Source organism: Aurantiacibacter sediminis, assembly GCF_016019885.1.
GTDB classification, from domain to species: Bacteria; Pseudomonadota; Alphaproteobacteria; order Sphingomonadales; family Sphingomonadaceae; genus Alteraurantiacibacter; species Alteraurantiacibacter sediminis.
The window spans coordinates 405,889-422,828 of the sequence record NZ_JAEANY010000003.1; the positions used below are offsets into that span (position 1 = coordinate 405,889).

A 16,940-nucleotide genomic window follows, 5' to 3' on the forward strand; every position below is an offset into this window, starting at 1 on the left:
CAGAAGCTAGCCTTCGGCTTTCGCAACGAGAGAAGGATGCAACTCTGCCCTGCTCCGACGCGCGGTAAGCTTAACCGTTCACTGCTTGCTTTGGCAGCAGGTCACTCGCATCATTTAGCTTATCGGCGATCTCGGATGCCGGCAGCGCCTTGTAGTAGAGCCAGCCCTGTATCTGGTCACAACCTGCGCTGCGCACGAGAGCTGCCTGCTCTTCTGTTTCGACGCCTTCAGCTGTCACATCCATTTTAAGCGCCTGCGCCATCGTGATGCTGGACAGCATCATGGCGCGTGAGCCCTCATCGCCCTCGGCATCGACGACCAGCGAACGATCCAGTTTGAGCTTTTCAAAACGGAACTGGCGTAGGAAACCGATGGATGCGTAGCCGGTGCCGAAATCGTCGAGCGAGACGTTCACCCCAAAGCCACGGATCAGTTCGAGGCTGCGCGCTGCAAGGACTGGATCGTTCACAAGGCAGGTTTCGGTGATTTCCAGTTCCAGACGCTCTGCCGGGAAACCCGTCTCTTCCAGGATTTGCCCTAGCAGGATCGGAAACTCCACATCGCGCAACTGCACAGCGGAGATATTCACCGACAGCTTGATATCGTCCCATTCAAGCGCATCGCGGCACGCACCGCGAAGGACCCAAATGCCGATTTCGCTGATCAGTCCGGACTCCTCGGCAACCGGCACGAAAATATGCGGGCCGACCGGGCCCGCCTCACGCGAGTCCCAACGCAGCAATGTTTCGACTGCGACAATCTCGCCCGACTTTGCATTCACCAGCGGCTGATAGACCAGATTAAAGGCGTCATTGGCCAAGGCTGCGCGCATTTCCATGTCGAGTTCGCGCATGCTTTCACGGTTGGCATCGAGTGATTGCTTGTACCAGGTGGAGCGCATCTTGCCGTTGCGTTTGGAGGCATACATGGCAACGTCGGAGCGCCGCATGGCCTCGCCCGAGGTGATGCGATCTGCGCCTTTGCTCGATGCGATGCCGGCGCTGGCGCCGATCATGATGCGACGGCCTTCGATTTCGATAGGACGGCGGAAGCGATCGATAAAGGATCGGGCGATGCCTTCAACGATAGTCCCGGCAAGCGGGCCGATCATGCAAATTGCAAATTCGTCTCCACCTAGTCGGAACGCGTTGGCCTCCTCATTGCAGAGATCGCGCAAGATGATGGCGCATTCCTTGATCAGTTGATCGCCGATTGCGTGACCATAGTGGTCGTTCACCGTTTTAAAGCCATCCAGATCGATGATCGCGACGGCCATTTCGTCCTGTTTCCCAGGATGATTCTTTGCAAAAGCGTGCAGAGCACGGCGATTGGGCAAGGTGCTAAGACTGTCGGTCATGCCCCAGCGTTCCAGCCGGCGCGCATACATGAGGCCAAGCTGCGCAAGCACAGCGACGGCTATCGCATAGACGGCAACGCCGCCAATAACGACAGGAGAGGACAACGAAAGCTGGAATGCGCCAGTGGCGGCAAGCAACACAACCACGGCGCTGAATATCAGGCTCAAGATCACAAGTGGCGCGAAAACAAAGCCTTGCGCGCGCCATTTGGAGAGTGTGAAGTCTTGCTGCATTAAAGAGTCCCTTTTCAGGGACAGATTAGCGCAGACTACCTAATCGCTGGTTAAGCTAAAAGCGCGCAATTTCAGACGGTTCACTGGGCGTTCCATGCGCGGCGAAAAGCGCGCGAGAAGCGTCTCAGTCGGTGTGCCGGAACAGGTTCACCGCCGCTTCGCTCTGTTCGAGCGGGAGATCGCGATCCGTGATTGTTTCCCCGGCGCCCAGCATCAGCCAGCCGTTCGGATTGAGGCTCCTGAGCAGGCGAGACAAAGCGCGCTTGCGGGTGTCCTGATCGAAATACAGCAGGACATTGCGGCAGAGGATCAAATCGAACTTGGGATCGCCGGGAATCGGCATCAATAGGTTGTGGACGCTGAATTGTGTCATCCGCTGCAGCTCTGCGCTGGCTTCCCAGCCGAGCGGCGTCTCCCGGAAATGCGTGAGCATCTGCGCGACCGACAATCCGCGCTGCACCTCGAATTGCGAATAAACCGCAGCACGCGCTGCTGCGATGGCGCTATGCGACACGTCGAGACCGACGATCTCCACATCCCAGCCTTGCCAGCGGGCGCTCTGATCCAGAAACGTCATCGCCAGCGAGTGCGCTTCCTGGCCTGTCGAGCATCCCGCACACAGTATCGAAAGCCTGCGCGATGCGGCGTTGCGCTCTGCTATTTCCGGCACGATATGATCCGCGAGATGGGCAAACATCGCGCGATCGCGGAAAAAGTACGTCTCATTATTGAGAAGCGCCTCAACGACTTGCTGCGAAAGCATCGCCTGATCGGGCTCATCCAGCATGCAGACAAGCTGATCGATATTGGAAATGCCTTTTTCGCGGAAAATCCCCGAAAGTGCACTGCCAATGCGCCAGCTTCGGGTTTCGCTCAGTTCCTGCCCGGTTCGGGTGGCCAGCAGATTGGAAATAATCCTCTCTGAGCCTGACATCATGCTCATACAGCTACCGCAGTCCGCCGCGTAATCCAGTGGGCAAGATCGACAGGCGCTGCGATTTCCGATGCGAGGCCAGCCTCGGCGATGCCGCGCGGCATGCCCCAGACAGCGCTTGTTTCTTCGCATTCGGCAACCATGGTGCCGCCATGCTCGACAAGCGTCTTCGCGCCATTTTGTCCGTCGCGGCCCATGCCGGAAAGAACGACGCCGATGACGCGGCCTTCCAGCGCTTCGCCAAGCGTAGCCAGCATCGGATCGACCGAGGGACAGCAGCCGCTGGGCACAGCTTCATGCGTTATTTTGACGACCACTTGCGCGCCTTTGCGCATAAAGGAAACATGGCCATCACCCGGCGCGACGAGGATCTCTCCGCGGGTCAGCTCCATGCCATCTTCAGCGATGCGTGTAGGGCGGTTCGATGCCGTTTCGACCTGGCTTGCGAAAATCGGAATGAAAGCATTGGGCAAATGCTGCGTGACCACGATCGGTGTGTTGATCGACTTCGGCAGCTTGCCAAGGAATTGCACCAGAGAATGGATGCCTCCGGTAGAACCGCCAATCGCGATGCAATCGACCGAGGTGTTCGGTGCCTTGCGGAGCGTCGGTTCTTCAACCTGCGGCGCGGTATCCTGCGCCACTTCTTCCGCAGCTGGTGCAGCGGTCGCGCCGGCGAGTGCGCGAATACGCTTGGCGAGGTCAGCGCGATATTCGGCATTGAACTGGCCGGGCTCCGGCTTTTGAACGACATCGGACGCGCCCATGGAAAGCGCCGTGATGGTTTCCTGCGCGCCTTCTGCAGTGAGCGACGACACCACCAGCACTTTCGCACCGCCAGATTTTTCAAGGATGTGCGGCAACCCGGCCAGCCCACCCATTCCGGGCATTTCGAGATCGAGAAGGATGACATCGACCACGACGGTGTCGAGCAGGCCGATTGCCTGCTCTGCCGAGCTGGCTGTCCCGGCGAGCGAGAGCTCGTCCGTCCGCTCGATAACTTTGCCAAGCACGGTGCGCGCCGTCAGGGAATCGTCGACGACCATGACGCGCACGGCTCCGTCGCTCGCATCTCCGGCCCCGGTGTCGAAATTATCGCGTGTGTTTTCGAATGACATGGCCATCGCCTTACTCGAACCCGATGAGCTGCAGTTTCAGCTCAAGCGTTTCGTGATCAAAGGGTTTCATCACATATTCGTTCGCGCCCGCTTCCATCGCCTCGCGAATATGATCGACATCGTTTTCGGTCGTGCAGAAAACGACTTTGGGAGCACCGCCGTCGGGTCGCGAACGCAAGGCCCGAAGAAACTCGATCCCGTTCATGACGGGCATGTTCCAGTCGAGGAGGATGAGATCCGTCATGCCATCATCGAGCAAGTCGAGCCCGGCCTCGCCATTCTCGGCATCGGAAACTTCGAAGCCCAGCGATTCAAGGATGTGCCGCGATACTTTTCGGATCACTTTTGAATCGTCGACAATAAGGCAGGTCTTGGACATGTTTACTCCGGATATGTGCTGCCACCATAGCGGCAATACCTTGCAATTCGTTACTGTACGGGCTGCAGATCGACTTCGATAAAGGGCTCGACATTCAGCAGCAGGGCTGGCCCGCCTTCGGTCTCGACAACGCCATTTGCCATGCGTTCCCACGCGTCACCTACGCCGCCCAGAATGTCTTTGATCTCACCGTCCCACTCGACCACGTCTTCGACATCGTCGAGCAGAAGGGCGTATTGGTGCATGCCATGCTTCACGACGGCAGCCTGGCGCGGCTCGTCGCCGGAGACCTCGGCATCTTCGACACCAAGGACACGGCGACAATTGATCACGGTCAGTGTCTGGCTGCGCAACGTGGTAAGGCCCTCGATATGGTCGGGGGAACGCGGGACCGGCATGATCTTGCTGATTTCCACGATCGATTCGAGGCGGCGCGCAGCAAATGCGATGCGCCGATCTGCCAGATGCGCTACAAAAATTGGCTCGCTCATGCGGACACCTGTTTGCGGTTGGCGAGGGCTTCCAGCAACGCCTCGCGGTCATATCTATGGACTGTGCCGTCAGCGTCGTCGCTTTGCCCTCCATCCGAAGACAGCTTGATTACACGTCCGGCCCTGACCTCCGGTTCCGGCGAACCTGCGGTCACGATCGCAACATCGGCTTCATCGTGATTTTCCGCGCCATCGAGCACGCGGTATCCGGCGCTTTCTACGAGCGGACGAAGAATGGCGCGGGTCCACTGATCCCCGAGGTCCAAGACGCAGGTGCGGTCCGTCTTCGTGAGATCCGATTTCGCATGGCGCGCAAACAGCCAGTGACAATCGAGCACTTCGGTCGCGCGACCTTCAAGCAGGACCAGTCCTTCGACTTCGCCCTGCTCTTCGGAGGGCATCAACTCATCGGTAATCGTCACCGTGTCGATGACCCGGCTGATCAGATAGCCGATTTCATGCTCGCCATCGCCAAGTATGAGAATCGTTGCCTTCTCGTCGTCGATTTCATCGACATTCGCTCCGGCGAGAGGCAGGATCTTCCCGTCGAGAACGACTTGGGCAGTGGTGCCACCGAGGCGCACTGCCTCGCTTTCGACTTTTGCAAGGCGTGTGACCGAATCCATCCGGACAAGGCGGCGATCTCCTTTTGCAGTGCCGAGGAGCACAGCCGGTATGGCAATCTTGGCTTCGGCTTCCTGATTGTCCTGCACAGCATAAACGCGCTTCCTGCGAACAGTCTCGCTGATCAGGCCCTGTTGCAGGGCGATGCCCGTCACGTGAAGCATCAGCACGAGACTGCCATCATCGAGAAGTGATGCGCCGGTATAGAGGTTGGACGACATGATCGCCTCGGCAAGCGGCTTCACCGCGAGGTCTTCATGATCCAAAACCTTATCGACTGCGATGGCGCACAGGTCTCCGCCCGTCAGCTTTACGACCATAAGGTCGCTCTGCTCGATCGGATGCCCCGGAATTTCGAGCGCATCGGCAAGGCGAATACAGCGCAGGCGCTTGCCCCTGAACTCTACCAGCGTGGAATCGCCTGTCTTACTGAATGTGAGCTCATCCGAACGTGCGCTGACGATCTCTTCCGCATAGGAGCGTGGCACGCCGAAGCGATGATCGCCAACGCGAACGGTCAGCGATGGGACGATGCTCAGCGTCGCGGGCAGCGAGATGTGGATGCACGCGCCTTCGCCATTATCGCTTGTAAGGTCGATCGTGCCGCCGAGCTGGTGAATATTGGTGCGCACCACATCCATGCCGACACCGCGGCCGGAAACCGAAGTGACTTGCTGGGCTGTGGAAATGCCGGGCTCGAAAATGAGCGACAGTTTGTCCGCGTGGCTCATGCGGGACACATCGCTTTTCTCGATGATGCCTGCGCCAATTGCGCGCTCTACAAGGCGATCCGCGTCGATTCCTTTGCCATCATCGTCAATCGTGATGCGCACACGGTTGCCCGTCTGCCGTGTTGCAATCGTGATAAAGCCGTTTTCCGGCTTGCCTGCTTTGACGCGGTCCTCCGGTGCTTCGATGCCATGGTCGAGCGCGTTACGCAGAATGTGGACGATGGGGTCGCGGATCAGCTCAATAATTTCGCGATCCAGCTCAACCTCGCCACCTTCCATTTCCAGCGTGACTTTCTTGCCCAGCTCATTCGCCAAATCACGGACCAGGCGCGGCAGCGTGGTATAAAGGTGCTCAAGCCGGTGCATGCGCATTTGCGAGATATCTTCGCGCAGCTCATTGATCGTGTTGCTGAGGCGATCGAACGTAGCGGCGATGGCAGGATCGAGATCCTGATCGCGGACATGCCGCGCCAGCTCATTGCGAATGAGCACGGCGTCGGAAATCTCTGCCATGACCCGGTCGAGCAGTGTTACGGGCAGGCGAATGGAGCGAGCGGCTGCGGGCATGGGCGGAGATGCATTGTCCGGCGCTTGTGCCCGCGGCGCGCTTGCAACCGCCTTCGTTTGCTTCGCATCTGCCTTCGAAGGTTTTTCGGCCTGCATCGCAGCGATCAGATCGGCATCCGATCCGTCGGGCAGATCTTCGCCGCGGCCCAGCGCGCTGACCATTTCGTCAATGCGGTCCACGACAGCAAGGATGGCATCGATCAACGCTTTATCCGGCTGGCGCTCGCCTGAGCGGAGATCGGCCAGCGTGCTTTCCGCAACGTGGCTGAGCTGCGCAAGCCGGGGCAGGTCAAAGAAGCCGCAATTGCCCTTCACCGTGTGGACGAAGCGGAAAATGACATCCAACTTCTCGCGGTCGGATGGATCGGCTTCCCACGCAACCAGAGCTTCTTGCACGGCGGCAAGCATCTCGTGCGTTTCAGCAATAAATTCGGAAAGCAGATCGTCCATTGCACCCAGCCAGTAAGTTAGGCTGTGGTGCATGCCCTCTCATGGTTGATAATCGGTTAAGTGGACGCCTGCGGACTTATTCCCGCTCCATGCCGAAAGTCAGACCGGCATGGTCTTGCAGGCGCTCTATCAGCCTATCGCCCAGCAGTGTCGCGGGCGTCCAAAATCCACCCGGCGTATCAGCAGGCACATCTTTCGCCAGACACGCTGCAGCTTGCGACAGCATTTTAGCAGTCGAGCCATATCCCGGATCGCGATCGCCGGTGACGCGGCACCGCAGCTTCTCGCCCGAAGGCGTCATGCCGAGGAAGACGAGATTGAAATGCCCTTCGCGTTGTTCTTTCTCGCTCGGCCCCTCGCCCGGTTTGGGGAGGATGAAGGACTCCATCAGCCAGCGGACAGGGGGAATGGCGAGACCCGCGGTGAGAGCGCCCAGGCCCCATTTGGTAAGGCGAGCGCGCCGCTTTCCTTTGCCGCCCTTCCCCGTCGCCATCGCCTCTTCATAGCGGAACCGCGTGCCATAGGCATTTCCGCTGAGCGCATTGGAGCGATGGACGATGCGGGTATTGATCGCTGCCATGATAAACGGCGCAATCCAGCTGCCGAAACGCTCATCATACTCCATGCCGACGCTGCGCTGGCGCACGGAAAAGTCATGATCGGGCGGGCACAGGCTGTAAGGATTTTTGAGCTGGCGCCGCAATTCGGGATTGCTCGACGCTTCCTTCACCAGATTGGTCATGCTGGCGACAGTACCCCCTGACGCGCCGCCCTTGGCCTTGGCAACGCGCATCGCGATCCTGTCACACGCCTCGCCATGGGTCTGCTGCGCATGGTTCTGCAGGAAAAGCACGCCCAGATCGGACGGAATGGAGTCAAAGCCGCAGCAATGCACGATGCGCGCGCCGCTTTCCTTCGCGGTCGCCTCATAGCGATCCTGCATCTTGCGAATCCAGTGCGGCTCGCCGGTCAAATCGCAGTAGTGCGTCCCGCTTTCAGCGCACGCCTCTACCAGCAAATCGCCGTAGAGCGCATACGGACCCACCGTCGAGATGATCGTACTGCCCTGCGCGCACATGGCCTCCAGCGCGGCCTTATCCTTCGCATCCGCGGTAATCATGGCGACGCCCGGAAGGCCGATTTCATCACTGACTTGCTGCAACTTGTCCGGAGACCGACCCGCAATGGCCCAGCTTATATCGCTGCCCGCGAATTGCTCATGCATATAGCGGGTGACGATCTGGCCAACGAAGCTGGTTGCTCCATAGACGATGATATCGTAAGTTTTGTCAGCCATAGGTTCCCTGAAAATTGCGGATTTGAGTGATGCGATTTAAGCCACCACCCCACCCATATAGGACCCTCTTGGACGAGCAACGTTCCAGTAAAGCGAAAATCCGAGGCAGGTGCGAACGATCTATATTGCCGCACGGGGACAAGGTGGTGCAGAGGGCTATTTCGTGTGGAACCGCTGGTTTGACCGACGCGTAAAAGAAAGCGAAATAGTCGCTGATGCAAGCGCCTGATCGGCGCGCTTTACACATTCACCGAAAGGTTTCCATGCCCCTCGATCTTCCAATGTTTACAGTTACGGGCTCCCCGCAGGATATGGGCCGCGAATATGGTCGCCTGTGCCGCGATAAGGTCCATCGTTTCGTCGAGGATCGCGAAAGCGCCGTGCGCATATATCTGACAGAGCGCGGTTTCGACGGGCTGGACGATCTGTTTGCTGCCGGGGCGGCTTGCCTCGAGCAAGTGAAGAGCTTTCATCCGGCAGGCTATAGCGAACATTTCGGCATTGCCGAAGGCGCGGCGATCGATCCTGTCCGTCTTTTTACGACAGCGAACATGACCGATGTGCGCGATATTCTCATCCTGCCCGAGATATCGCCGCCGACCGAAGACGAAGGATGCACCGCAGCACTTCTTCCGCCGGAAATCACCCGCGACGGCAACGCTCTTCAGGGACAGACCTGGGATCTCAATGGCCCCGATGTCGAGCATATCATCGCGCTTCACCGCATTCCCGATAACGGGCCGGAGACTTGGACAGTCACTTGCGCCGGCTGTCAGACGCTGATGGGAATGAATGCGCATGGCGTGACAGTCGGGACGACCAATCTGAAAACGCACGGCGCAAAGGTTGGCGTGCCCTATCTCTCCGTCCTGCATCTTGCCTTGCAGCAAGGTAGCCTGGCTGAAGCGAGCGAGGTCGTCGGCAAGGCCCCTGTGGCAGGCAGCCATTCCTACTGGATGGGCGACGCCGAGCAGGGCGTGGAATGGGAGCGGACTCCGCAGGCCGCATTCGATCGGACAACCAAAAGCGGAGCACTGGCGCGATCGAACCACTGCCTGTTCGACGAGAACATCAGTCTCGAAACGGACCTTTCGGAAAGCACCCGTGAGCGGTGTTCACGCATGAAAACTCTCCTTGGCCAGGCGACCGATCATAGTGTGGACTCTCTGAAGCAGTTGTTTGCAGACCGCTCCGACGGACGATTGAGTATCAATCGCTTCGCCGAAGACAATTCCGGCGCAACCACCAATGCCGTCGTCGTTTGCAATCCCGCAGATCGCGAATTGTGGGCGTGCCGTGGCCCCGCCGATCAAGGCATATGGGAGCAGCTGGAATTCGCTCAAAAGGCTTAAATCAGTTGCTCACCTAAAGACAGAGGGACGCAAAGTGACCACCAGGCGCAATTTTCTGAAGTCGTCGCTGGCCGGCGGCGCGTTGCTTGGATTACCGGGAACGGCGGCAAGCGCAAATGCATTGTCGCTTGGTCGCGCTGATGCAAGCCAGCTCCCACCCCCGATTTCTAACGAAGAGCGCGAGGAGCGCATTGCCCGCGCTCAGGCGCTCATGCAGCAGCAAGGCCTTGCCGGGATCGTCATCGAAGCCGGTACGTCGATGCTGTATTTTTCAGGTCTCGGCTGGCGACAATCGAGCCGATTGACGGCGCTTGTCCTGCCGGCATCCGGTGATCCTGTGGTCGTCGCGCCTGCCTTCGAAGAGGGCAAGCTGCGCGAGCTGATGGTCATGGAAATGGAAGTGCGCACCTGGCAGGAGCACGAAAGCCCCTTCGCCATGATCGGAGGCGTGCTTGATGATCGCGGCGCAGACGGCGCGATTGGCCTTGAAAGGACCGCTCGCTTTTTCGTCGCTGACGGCTTGCGCTCGGTTGTTCCCAGCCGCGAAGTCGTCTCTGCGACTCCTGTCGTATCGCCTTTGCGGCAAATCAAAAGCCCACGCGAAATCGCGCTGATGCAGGCCGCAAACGATATCACCATGGCGGCCTATCGAGAGACTTATCCGCAAATCGAAACGGGCATGACCGGCAGCGACATCGCCGCACTGATGAACGCCGCTACGCGCGCTCGCGGTGTAGACCCTGTCTTCACGCTCGCGCTGGTGGGCGAGGCGAGCTCCTATCCGCACGGTTCACGCGAAATCCACACGCTGCGCGAGAGAACAGTCATCCTGATGGATTGCGGCTGCGACGTGCACGGCTATAAATCCGATATCTCGCGCACCTGGGTGCATGGCGAGCCCAATGCAGAGCAACTGCGGGTCTGGAACACCGTCTGTAGAGGCCAGGACATCGTCATGGAAACCGCGCGCCTCGGCACTCCCATTGGTGCAATCGACGATGCCGTGCGCAGGTATTACGACGCGGAAGGCTGGGGCCCCAATTACGGACCTCCCGGCCTCACCCATCGCACCGGGCACGGCATCGGTATGGACGTGCACGAAGACCAGTTTGTCGTCCGCGGAAACGAGACCCCGCTGGAGGCGGGCATGTGCTTTTCGAATGAGCCGGGCATCTACCTTCCCGGTCGCTTCGGCGTTCGCTCGGAAGACTGCGTTTACATGACCGAAGACGGCCCGCAATTCTTCACCGCGCCCGCACCGAGGATCAATAATCCAATGGGTATTTAAGGCAGCTGGCGTTCGGATCGAGATCAGACGATCCGAACGCAATGCCCCTGATCGCCCGCTTCCTCGAAATAGGTCGTCCGACCTGTAAACATCGCAATGATGTCCGCTGCGGTTCGGGTGTGCTGGCTGATCTTCACTGTCGTGAAAATTCCGCCCCCAGCGAGCGCCATCGGCAGCAGGAGCTGGTCCTGAAGGTACGGCCCGGCAAAGGCATTCGAGGCCTGGTAGCCCGCCATGCGCTTGCCCGCCGTCTTGCCGATCCGCTCTGCCGATAGTCCAATCTTGCCGAAGCCGGTGACGATTTCGGTGACGTTTTCATACGCCGCTTCCAGCGACAGGGCGATGCCCGGACCCTGATCTGCGGGAAGCTCACGGATGGGGATCATGTCCTCAGTCCAGTCAGGCAGGGCTTTCAGCGCCGCCACCCGAATGCGGCTCGGGATCTTATTTGCCCCAAGCGAGGAAAATACCACCATGCCCGAGCGGGCCTGAAGCTCGCCACGTTGAGTGCATTCGATCCGCTGCAGCGGCGCAGGCTCGATATCGATCTCGATCCGGCCTCCGCCGCGCGGGAAGAAGCCGTGCCGCTTGATGCGCGCTGAAACGCGCGGGCCCATCCGCTGGAACACTGGCAGGAAGCACTTTTCGATAAAGTCGAAGCTGGGTGACATGCCGGCATGCGTCCCTCCCTCGATAACGAGGTGGGAAGGCTTGTCAGCAAGCGCCAGCGGGATAAGCACCGTCTGCAGCACGAGTGCGGTCGAGCCGGCGGTGCCGACAGCAAAGCGATAGTCTCCCGGCGTCACGCTGCCGGGCCGGAAGACTATACGGCTAGAGCCAAGCTCCAGCCCTTCGCACTCGGCCCCGCCGATGGTGCACGCAGCTTCGATCGAAGTCAGGTGCTGGCGCATCAGGCCGGGCTGGTCCCGCTTTGCGCGGATCTTTTCGATAGTGAATGGCTCTCCGGTCACGAGCGACAGCGCGCATGCATTGCGCAGCACCTGTCCGCCGCCCTCCCCTTCGGAGCCGTCGATAGTAATCATGATATCTCTCTAATGAATTTGGTGGCGGCGTGAAGGGCGCTAACCCTTCACGCACACCACTTGCTTTAGGGTGTGGACGATTTCGACGAGGTCGGCTTGTGCAGCCATGACCTTTTCGATCGGCTTGTACGCTTTGGGCGTTTCATCGATCACGCCTTCGTCCTTCCGGCATTCCACCCCAGCCGTGTCGGCGATATGCTCTTCGAGCGATACCTCCTTCTTGGCCTGTGTCCGGCTCATCACGCGGCCTGCGCCATGCGAGCAGCTATCAAAGCTGTCCGCATTGCCGAGCCCGCGCACGATGAAGCTCTTTGCTCCCATCGAGCCGGGGATGATGCCCATAGTGCCCTTGGCGGCCCGCACGGCACCCTTGCGGGTAACGAGCACGTTTTCGCCGAAGTGGTTTTCCCGCGTCACATAGTTGTGATGGCAGTTCACCGCCTCGCATTCGGCCGTGAATGGCTTGGCGATCTGCCCGCGGAGTGCGGCGATCGTGTGCGTCATCATCACCTGGCGGTTGAGCCGCGCAAAGTCCTGCGCCCATTCGACCGCCTCGACATAGTCGTCGAAATGGTCGGTCCCTTCCGGGAAGTAGGCGAGGTCCTCATCGGGCAGGTTGATATGCCATTTGCGCATGTCTTCCTTCGCCAGTTCGATGAAATAGCGTCCAATCGCATTGCCGACACCGCGGCTGCCGGAATGGAGCATCACCCACACGCGCTGATCCTCGTCGAGGCACAGTTCGACGAAGTGGTTGCCCGTTCCAAGCGTGCCGAGATGCAAGAGATGGTTCGACCGCTCGAGCTTGGGATATTTCGCCGTGATCCGGTCGAAGCGGTGGACAAGCGTCGCCCATGCCTCGATCGTTTCAGCGGGCGGATCGCCCCAGGCACCCTTGTCGCGTCCGCCCCGGCCCGAAGACCGGCCATGCGGCACAGCCTTTTCGATCGCGGAACGGATGCCTTCAAGGTTGTCGGGAAGATCACTCGCGTGGAGCGAAGTCCGTGCCGCCATCATGCCGCAGCCTATGTCCACGCCCACGGCAGCCGGGATTACCGCACCCTTGGTCGGGATGACGGAACCCACGGTTGCGCCGATTCCGACATGGACATCGGGCATGGCTGCCACGTGCTTGAAGATGAACGGCATCTTGGCGGTTTTGGAAAGCTGCTCGCGCGCCTTTGCATCCACTGGCACGCCCCGCGTCCACATCTTGATCGGCGATCCGCCCTCGACTTCCTGAAATTCGTATCCGGTCTGCGTCATTGTTTTGTTCCTGTTGGCAGGCTCTGGGGTGACCGGCCCATTCCGGCCACCCCTGCCGCTTCTCACCGGGCGTTCGACCGACCCGGCGCCATATCTAATGCGGGAAGCGTGCCAAACGGTGCGTTCATCCTCTAAACTTTCATAGATATCTGTTTTTCTTGTACTTTAAAATTCAAAGCTCGAATATCGCTTGCCTCCAAAGCACGCCAGTTATATCAATATATCTAAAAGTTTATATGATTGGATAATATGCGACCCACGACAGTTATCGGTTTTCTCGGCTCAACACTTGATGCGAGCAAACGAGATGCGTCGCGCTGGAACAAGTGGCGGCCCACCATCGGCCTCTGCATGCAGCCGGATCTGAGGGTAGATCGCCTGATCCTTTTGCACGGTCGCCAGCACGAAAGCCTGGCCGGGTTTATTACTGAAGACATCGCGTCTGTGTCGCCTGAAACGCAGGTGGAGCCTGTGCTAATCAATTTCGACGACGCGTGGGACTTCGAAGAAGTCTATGCCGAACTGCTCGATTTCGTGCGTGACTTCACATTTGAGCCGGAGGCCGAGGATTATCTCGTCCACATCACAACTGGCACGCACGTTGCGCAGATCTGCCTTTTTTTGCTGACCGAGGCGCGTTTCATTCCGGGCAAGCTGCTCCAGACCCAGCCCCAGCGCGGCAAGCCCGATCCGACAGGCGTCTGGAATGCGATCGATCTCGACCTTTCGCGATATGACCGGATCGCCAAGCGTTTTGCCGAAGGCAGCCGGGCCAGCACCTCTTTCCTCAAGGGCGGGATCGATACGCGCAGCACCGCTTTCAACACCATGATCGACGAGATTGAGCAGGTGGCCACGCGCTCATCCGCGCCGCTCCTCCTGATGGGGCCGACAGGTGCGGGAAAGAGCCTGCTTGCCAAGAGAATTTACGAATTGAAGGCAGAGCGGCACCGGCTGGCTGGACCGTTCGTCGAAGTCAATTGCGCCACGCTGAAGGGCGATAATGCGATGGCCGCGCTGTTTGGCCACACGAAGGGTGCTTTTACCGGAGCCGTGACTGAACGCGCCGGGCTGCTTCGGAGCGCGCATCGAGGAATGCTGTTCCTCGATGAGATCGGGGAGTTGGGTCTTGATGAGCAGGCGATGATCCTGCGCGCTGTCGAGGATAAACGCTTCCTGCCTGTCGGCTCGGATCGCGAAGTTGAAAGCGACTTCCAACTGATCGCAGGAACCAATCGCAATCTCGTCGATGCGGCGGCCAAAGGCGAATTTCGCGAGGACCTGTTTGCGCGCCTCAATTTGTGGACGTTCAGTCTTCCCGGTCTTGCCGAACGGCGCGAGGATATCGAGCCGAACCTAGACTATGAGCTGGAGCGCTTCGCATTGGCAGAAGACACGCGCGTCACGTTCAACAAAGAGGCGCGCGCCAGCTATCTCGCTTTCGCCACCGCGCCGCATGCTTCATGGAACGGAAACTTCCGCGACCTGTCCGCGAGCATCACCCGAATGGCGACGCTGAGCCCTGACGGGCGCATCGACACCGCCACGGTCGAGGCGGAGATTGATCGATTGCGCGCGCTATGGAAATCGAGTGAGAGCGATGCTGGCATAGGGCTGCTTGCTGAAGTTCTCGGCCAAGACCAGCTTGAAGAGCTCGATCCGTTCGACCGCGCGCAGCTGGGCGAGGTCATTGCGACCTGCCGCCGCAACAATTCGCTTTCGGCTGCGGGCCGCGAATTGTTCGTCTCCTCACGCCGGCGGCGCAAATCGACCAACGATGCGGATCGCCTGCGAAAATATCTCGCGCGTTTCGACCTCGCCTGGGCTGATTTGAAGTGACGACCTCCCATAGCATCATGCGGGAATATGCCTCTCGACGCGGCGATTCATCGAACATCAACGACTTTTTCTGACGATTCCTGTGCGCATCGAAATCAGTTCGTGATCAGAATTGTCTTCCGATGATACGTACGATCATCCAGTTGGCTGACGAGGAAACGTCCAACATCGGCTCGTGCAATCGTGGTGGGATCATCTTCCGCTTCCACGTCCTCGATCACTCTGATCGGCTGCTCTTCGCGATCTGACAATTCAGTTGGCCGTATGATGACCCACTCGTTCAAATCGGAGGCACGCACGATCTCTTCCTGACGCGTGCGATCTTCCATGATGCGCCCCAGCAGCACCGGTTCAATCACGTTCCTAAATATGAATCGACCGTGCCCTTCGCTGTCGCCCGCGCCGATCGCGGTCATGCAAATCAGGCGTTCTACTCCTGCGCCTCTCATCGCGGTGATGACATTTCGCGTGCCTTTTGCGCAAAGCTCGGGAATGTGGAGTATCGTATCGCTATTTAGCGGCGCACCAAAGGTGAGAATGACGGCATCCATTTCCTGAACCGCCGCAGCCAACGTTTCAGGTTTCAATACGTCCACTTCCACCTTTTCGAGCCGCGCGTCATCGCCTTCGACATCGCCGGGAGACCTCGCTGCGGCAAAAACATGATGACCGGCTTTCAGGGCATGATCGACAGTATGGCCCCCGACATTTCCGGACGCTCCGACTATAAGTACGCGCATCTATGAATCCTTTCGCGAGGCATGGAGAGCAATCGACCCTAGCCGATCAGCTCCATGTCCTGTCGATCGAGCGCGGTACGAACGCCGGGATCGCTCTCCATCCGCTCGCGATGCGCCTTCAGCTTCGGGTACTCGTCTATCGAAAGCGGCGTCTGTTCTATCCACCGGGTAAGGACATAAAGGAAGGCATCGGCAAAGCTGCGCTTACCCAAATAGTATTCGCCGCCAGCCTGGGCCAGATTGTCCTCCAACCGCTCATAATGACCGGCTAAGGTCTTGTAGGCTGCCTCTTTCACCTCGGATTGCGCGTCCTCGCTCTCGGCGAAATTCTTGGCAGCGAAATGAGGGCCATATGAGGCGTGAATTTCGCTCGTCATATAGGCAAGCGCCTCGGCTTCGCGATAGCCGAGTTGTTTATCGCGCGCATAGCCTTCGCTGCCATGCTCCGCCCCAAGCCACGCCATGATGGCTGCGAGTTCCGTCAGAACATCGCCATCATCGAATTTAAGAGCCGGAACTTTCCCTTTCGGATTGATAGAAAGATACTCTTCATTCTTGTGATCGCCATAGGCAAGATTGTGGATCTCGACCGGTGCATCGAGCCAGGCGACCGCGATATTGCAAGCGAGCGAACAGGTACCGGGCATCGTGTAAAGCGTCGTCATGATTGATCTCCTTTGTTGCAAGACCAATGCGCGCGGACGCGAAGAGGTCCGACAAAACAAATCTGCGAAGGCTGCTTTGCAAGCGATAAAGCTATTTTGACCAATGAGAACGCGCGTAGCGTCCAACATGATCTCCCTCTGGCAGACAAGAGCCCTCTATCAGGAAGTCGCTGGAAGAATTTCACACCGTCTAACGAAAGAGCCAGAACAGTCGTGCTTGCGAGTGTTTGGACGCTCCGCGAAACACGAGGGGTGGTGCTGCGTGACGGGCTCTGCTTACCATTGGTTAGTTAGAAGGGCGTGCATTGGCAGGACACTGTTTGGTATCCGATCACTATGCTCCCGATCTGTCCCCCGTCAGCACCTATGGCACAGATTTGAGGTTGTGATTTAAGGAGGATTTGGGCTTCGTCGTAGTGACGAAGGAACGAAGATAAAGCCCAAATCCTCAAGCTCCAAAAAGCCTGCCGAGCAGGTGGTAAAGGACATCCGCCGCAAGACCCGCCGGCACTTCTTTGCTGAAGACAAGATCCGCATCGTGCTCGATGGCCTGCGCGGCGATGGC

14 protein-coding genes are annotated in these 16,940 nt (G+C 58.8%); 3 read left to right on the forward strand and 11 right to left on the reverse strand.

Translation table 11 applies throughout. The features are described 5' to 3' along the window. Positions 1 to 70: 70 nt before the first annotated feature. The 7 genes from I5L03_RS11335 to I5L03_RS11365 all read right to left on the reverse strand — a co-directional run bounded on the left by I5L03_RS11335 (position 71) and on the right by I5L03_RS11365 (position 8,182). On the reverse strand, positions 71 to 1,591 hold the full coding sequence (locus tag I5L03_RS11335) for a putative bifunctional diguanylate cyclase/phosphodiesterase (RefSeq protein WP_234035212.1): 1,521 nt from the start codon (positions 1,589 to 1,591) through the stop codon (positions 71 to 73). 124 nt (positions 1,592 to 1,715) lie between these two features. Continuing rightward, entirely contained in the window at positions 1,716 to 2,534 is an 819-nt protein-coding gene (locus tag I5L03_RS11340) for a CheR family methyltransferase (RefSeq protein ID WP_197921871.1), read from the reverse strand. Further along, positions 2,531 to 3,643, reverse strand: a complete 1,113-nt coding sequence (cheB, locus tag I5L03_RS11345; protein ID WP_234035213.1) for a chemotaxis-specific protein-glutamate methyltransferase CheB — start codon at positions 3,641 to 3,643, stop codon at positions 2,531 to 2,533. The genes I5L03_RS11340 and cheB overlap by 4 nt, the downstream gene beginning before the upstream one ends. A gap of 10 nt (positions 3,644 to 3,653) precedes the next feature. Beyond that, complete coding sequence (locus I5L03_RS11350) at positions 3,654 to 4,022, reverse strand: response regulator (protein ID WP_197921872.1); 369 nt, start codon at positions 4,020 to 4,022, stop codon at positions 3,654 to 3,656. 50 nt (positions 4,023 to 4,072) lie between these two features. Next, positions 4,073 to 4,513: a chemotaxis protein CheW gene (locus I5L03_RS11355; RefSeq protein ID WP_197921873.1), complete on the reverse strand. Its 441-nt coding sequence runs from the start codon at positions 4,511 to 4,513 to the stop codon at positions 4,073 to 4,075. After that, positions 4,510 to 6,918 (reverse strand): chemotaxis protein CheA, encoded by a 2,409-nt coding sequence (locus I5L03_RS11360; RefSeq protein ID WP_197921874.1) that lies wholly within the window; start codon positions 6,916 to 6,918, stop codon positions 4,510 to 4,512. Before I5L03_RS11360 ends, I5L03_RS11355 begins: the two co-directional genes overlap by 4 nt. A gap of 43 nt (positions 6,919 to 6,961) precedes the next feature. Further along, positions 6,962 to 8,182: a saccharopine dehydrogenase family protein gene (locus I5L03_RS11365; RefSeq protein WP_197921875.1), complete on the reverse strand. Its 1,221-nt coding sequence runs from the start codon at positions 8,180 to 8,182 to the stop codon at positions 6,962 to 6,964. A gap of 281 nt (positions 8,183 to 8,463) precedes the next feature. Here I5L03_RS11365 and I5L03_RS11370 point away from each other — a divergent pair, with 281 nt between their 5' ends. Together I5L03_RS11370 and I5L03_RS11375 are read left to right on the forward strand one after the other, a co-directional pair. Beyond that, positions 8,464 to 9,534, forward strand: a complete 1,071-nt coding sequence (locus tag I5L03_RS11370) for a C45 family autoproteolytic acyltransferase/hydolase (protein ID WP_197921876.1) — start codon at positions 8,464 to 8,466, stop codon at positions 9,532 to 9,534. A 34-nt stretch (positions 9,535 to 9,568) separates the two neighbouring features. Continuing rightward, on the forward strand, positions 9,569 to 10,822 hold the full coding sequence (locus tag I5L03_RS11375; protein WP_325100183.1) for a M24 family metallopeptidase: 1,254 nt from the start codon (positions 9,569 to 9,571) through the stop codon (positions 10,820 to 10,822). Between the two features lie 23 nt (positions 10,823 to 10,845). On the opposite strand, the gene rtcA is transcribed toward I5L03_RS11375, so the two are convergent. Together rtcA and I5L03_RS11385 are read right to left on the reverse strand one after the other, a co-directional pair. Continuing rightward, positions 10,846 to 11,865 (reverse strand): RNA 3'-terminal phosphate cyclase, encoded by a 1,020-nt coding sequence (gene rtcA / locus I5L03_RS11380; RefSeq protein ID WP_197921878.1) that lies wholly within the window; start codon positions 11,863 to 11,865, stop codon positions 10,846 to 10,848. 39 nt (positions 11,866 to 11,904) lie between these two features. Beyond that, positions 11,905 to 13,131, reverse strand: a complete 1,227-nt coding sequence (locus tag I5L03_RS11385; RefSeq protein WP_197921879.1) for an RtcB family protein — start codon at positions 13,129 to 13,131, stop codon at positions 11,905 to 11,907. Positions 13,132 to 13,380: 249 nt separating this feature from the next. On the opposite strand from I5L03_RS11385, the gene rtcR reads away from it, so the two are divergent. Next, the gene (gene rtcR, locus I5L03_RS11390; protein ID WP_197921880.1) at positions 13,381 to 14,970 is read left to right on the forward strand and encodes an RNA repair transcriptional activator RtcR; all 1,590 of its coding nucleotides are present in this window, start codon (positions 13,381 to 13,383) and stop codon (positions 14,968 to 14,970) included. A 95-nt stretch (positions 14,971 to 15,065) separates the two neighbouring features. Here the strand turns inward: rtcR and I5L03_RS11395 are convergent, their stop codons facing one another. Both I5L03_RS11395 and I5L03_RS11400 read right to left on the reverse strand, forming a co-directional pair. Then, positions 15,066 to 15,710, reverse strand: coding sequence for an NAD(P)-dependent oxidoreductase (locus I5L03_RS11395; protein ID WP_197921881.1), 645 nt, complete (start codon positions 15,708 to 15,710; stop codon positions 15,066 to 15,068). Between the two features lie 38 nt (positions 15,711 to 15,748). Further along, positions 15,749 to 16,375, reverse strand: coding sequence for a glutathione S-transferase family protein (locus I5L03_RS11400; protein ID WP_197921882.1), 627 nt, complete (start codon positions 16,373 to 16,375; stop codon positions 15,749 to 15,751). Positions 16,376 to 16,940: the final 565 nt, after the last annotated feature.

Excerpts from the sequence above, each read along its gene's own strand:
- I5L03_RS11335 (WP_234035212.1), bottom strand. The coding sequence starts at position 1,591 with ATGCAGCAAGACTTCACACTCTCCAAATGGCGCGCGCAAGGCTTTGTT.
- I5L03_RS11340 (WP_197921871.1), bottom strand. The coding sequence starts at position 2,534 with ATGAGCATGATGTCAGGCTCAGAGAGGATTATTTCCAATCTGCTGGCC.
- cheB (WP_234035213.1), bottom strand. The coding sequence starts at position 3,643 with ATGTCATTCGAAAACACACGCGATAATTTCGACACCGGGGCCGGAGAT.
- I5L03_RS11350 (WP_197921872.1), bottom strand. The coding sequence starts at position 4,022 with ATGTCCAAGACCTGCCTTATTGTCGACGATTCAAAAGTGATCCGAAAA.
- I5L03_RS11355 (WP_197921873.1), bottom strand. The coding sequence starts at position 4,513 with ATGAGCGAGCCAATTTTTGTAGCGCATCTGGCAGATCGGCGCATCGCA.
- I5L03_RS11360 (WP_197921874.1), bottom strand. The coding sequence starts at position 6,918 with ATGCACCACAGCCTAACTTACTGGCTGGGTGCAATGGACGATCTGCTT.
- I5L03_RS11365 (WP_197921875.1), bottom strand. The coding sequence starts at position 8,182 with ATGGCTGACAAAACTTACGATATCATCGTCTATGGAGCAACCAGCTTC.
- I5L03_RS11370 (WP_197921876.1), top strand. The coding sequence starts at position 8,464 with ATGTTTACAGTTACGGGCTCCCCGCAGGATATGGGCCGCGAATATGGT.
- rtcA (WP_197921878.1), bottom strand. The coding sequence starts at position 11,865 with ATGATTACTATCGACGGCTCCGAAGGGGAGGGCGGCGGACAGGTGCTG.
- I5L03_RS11385 (WP_197921879.1), bottom strand. The coding sequence starts at position 13,131 with ATGACGCAGACCGGATACGAATTTCAGGAAGTCGAGGGCGGATCGCCG.
- rtcR (WP_197921880.1), top strand. The coding sequence starts at position 13,381 with ATGCGACCCACGACAGTTATCGGTTTTCTCGGCTCAACACTTGATGCG.
- I5L03_RS11395 (WP_197921881.1), bottom strand. The coding sequence starts at position 15,710 with ATGCGCGTACTTATAGTCGGAGCGTCCGGAAATGTCGGGGGCCATACT.
- I5L03_RS11400 (WP_197921882.1), bottom strand. The coding sequence starts at position 16,375 with ATGACGACGCTTTACACGATGCCCGGTACCTGTTCGCTCGCTTGCAAT.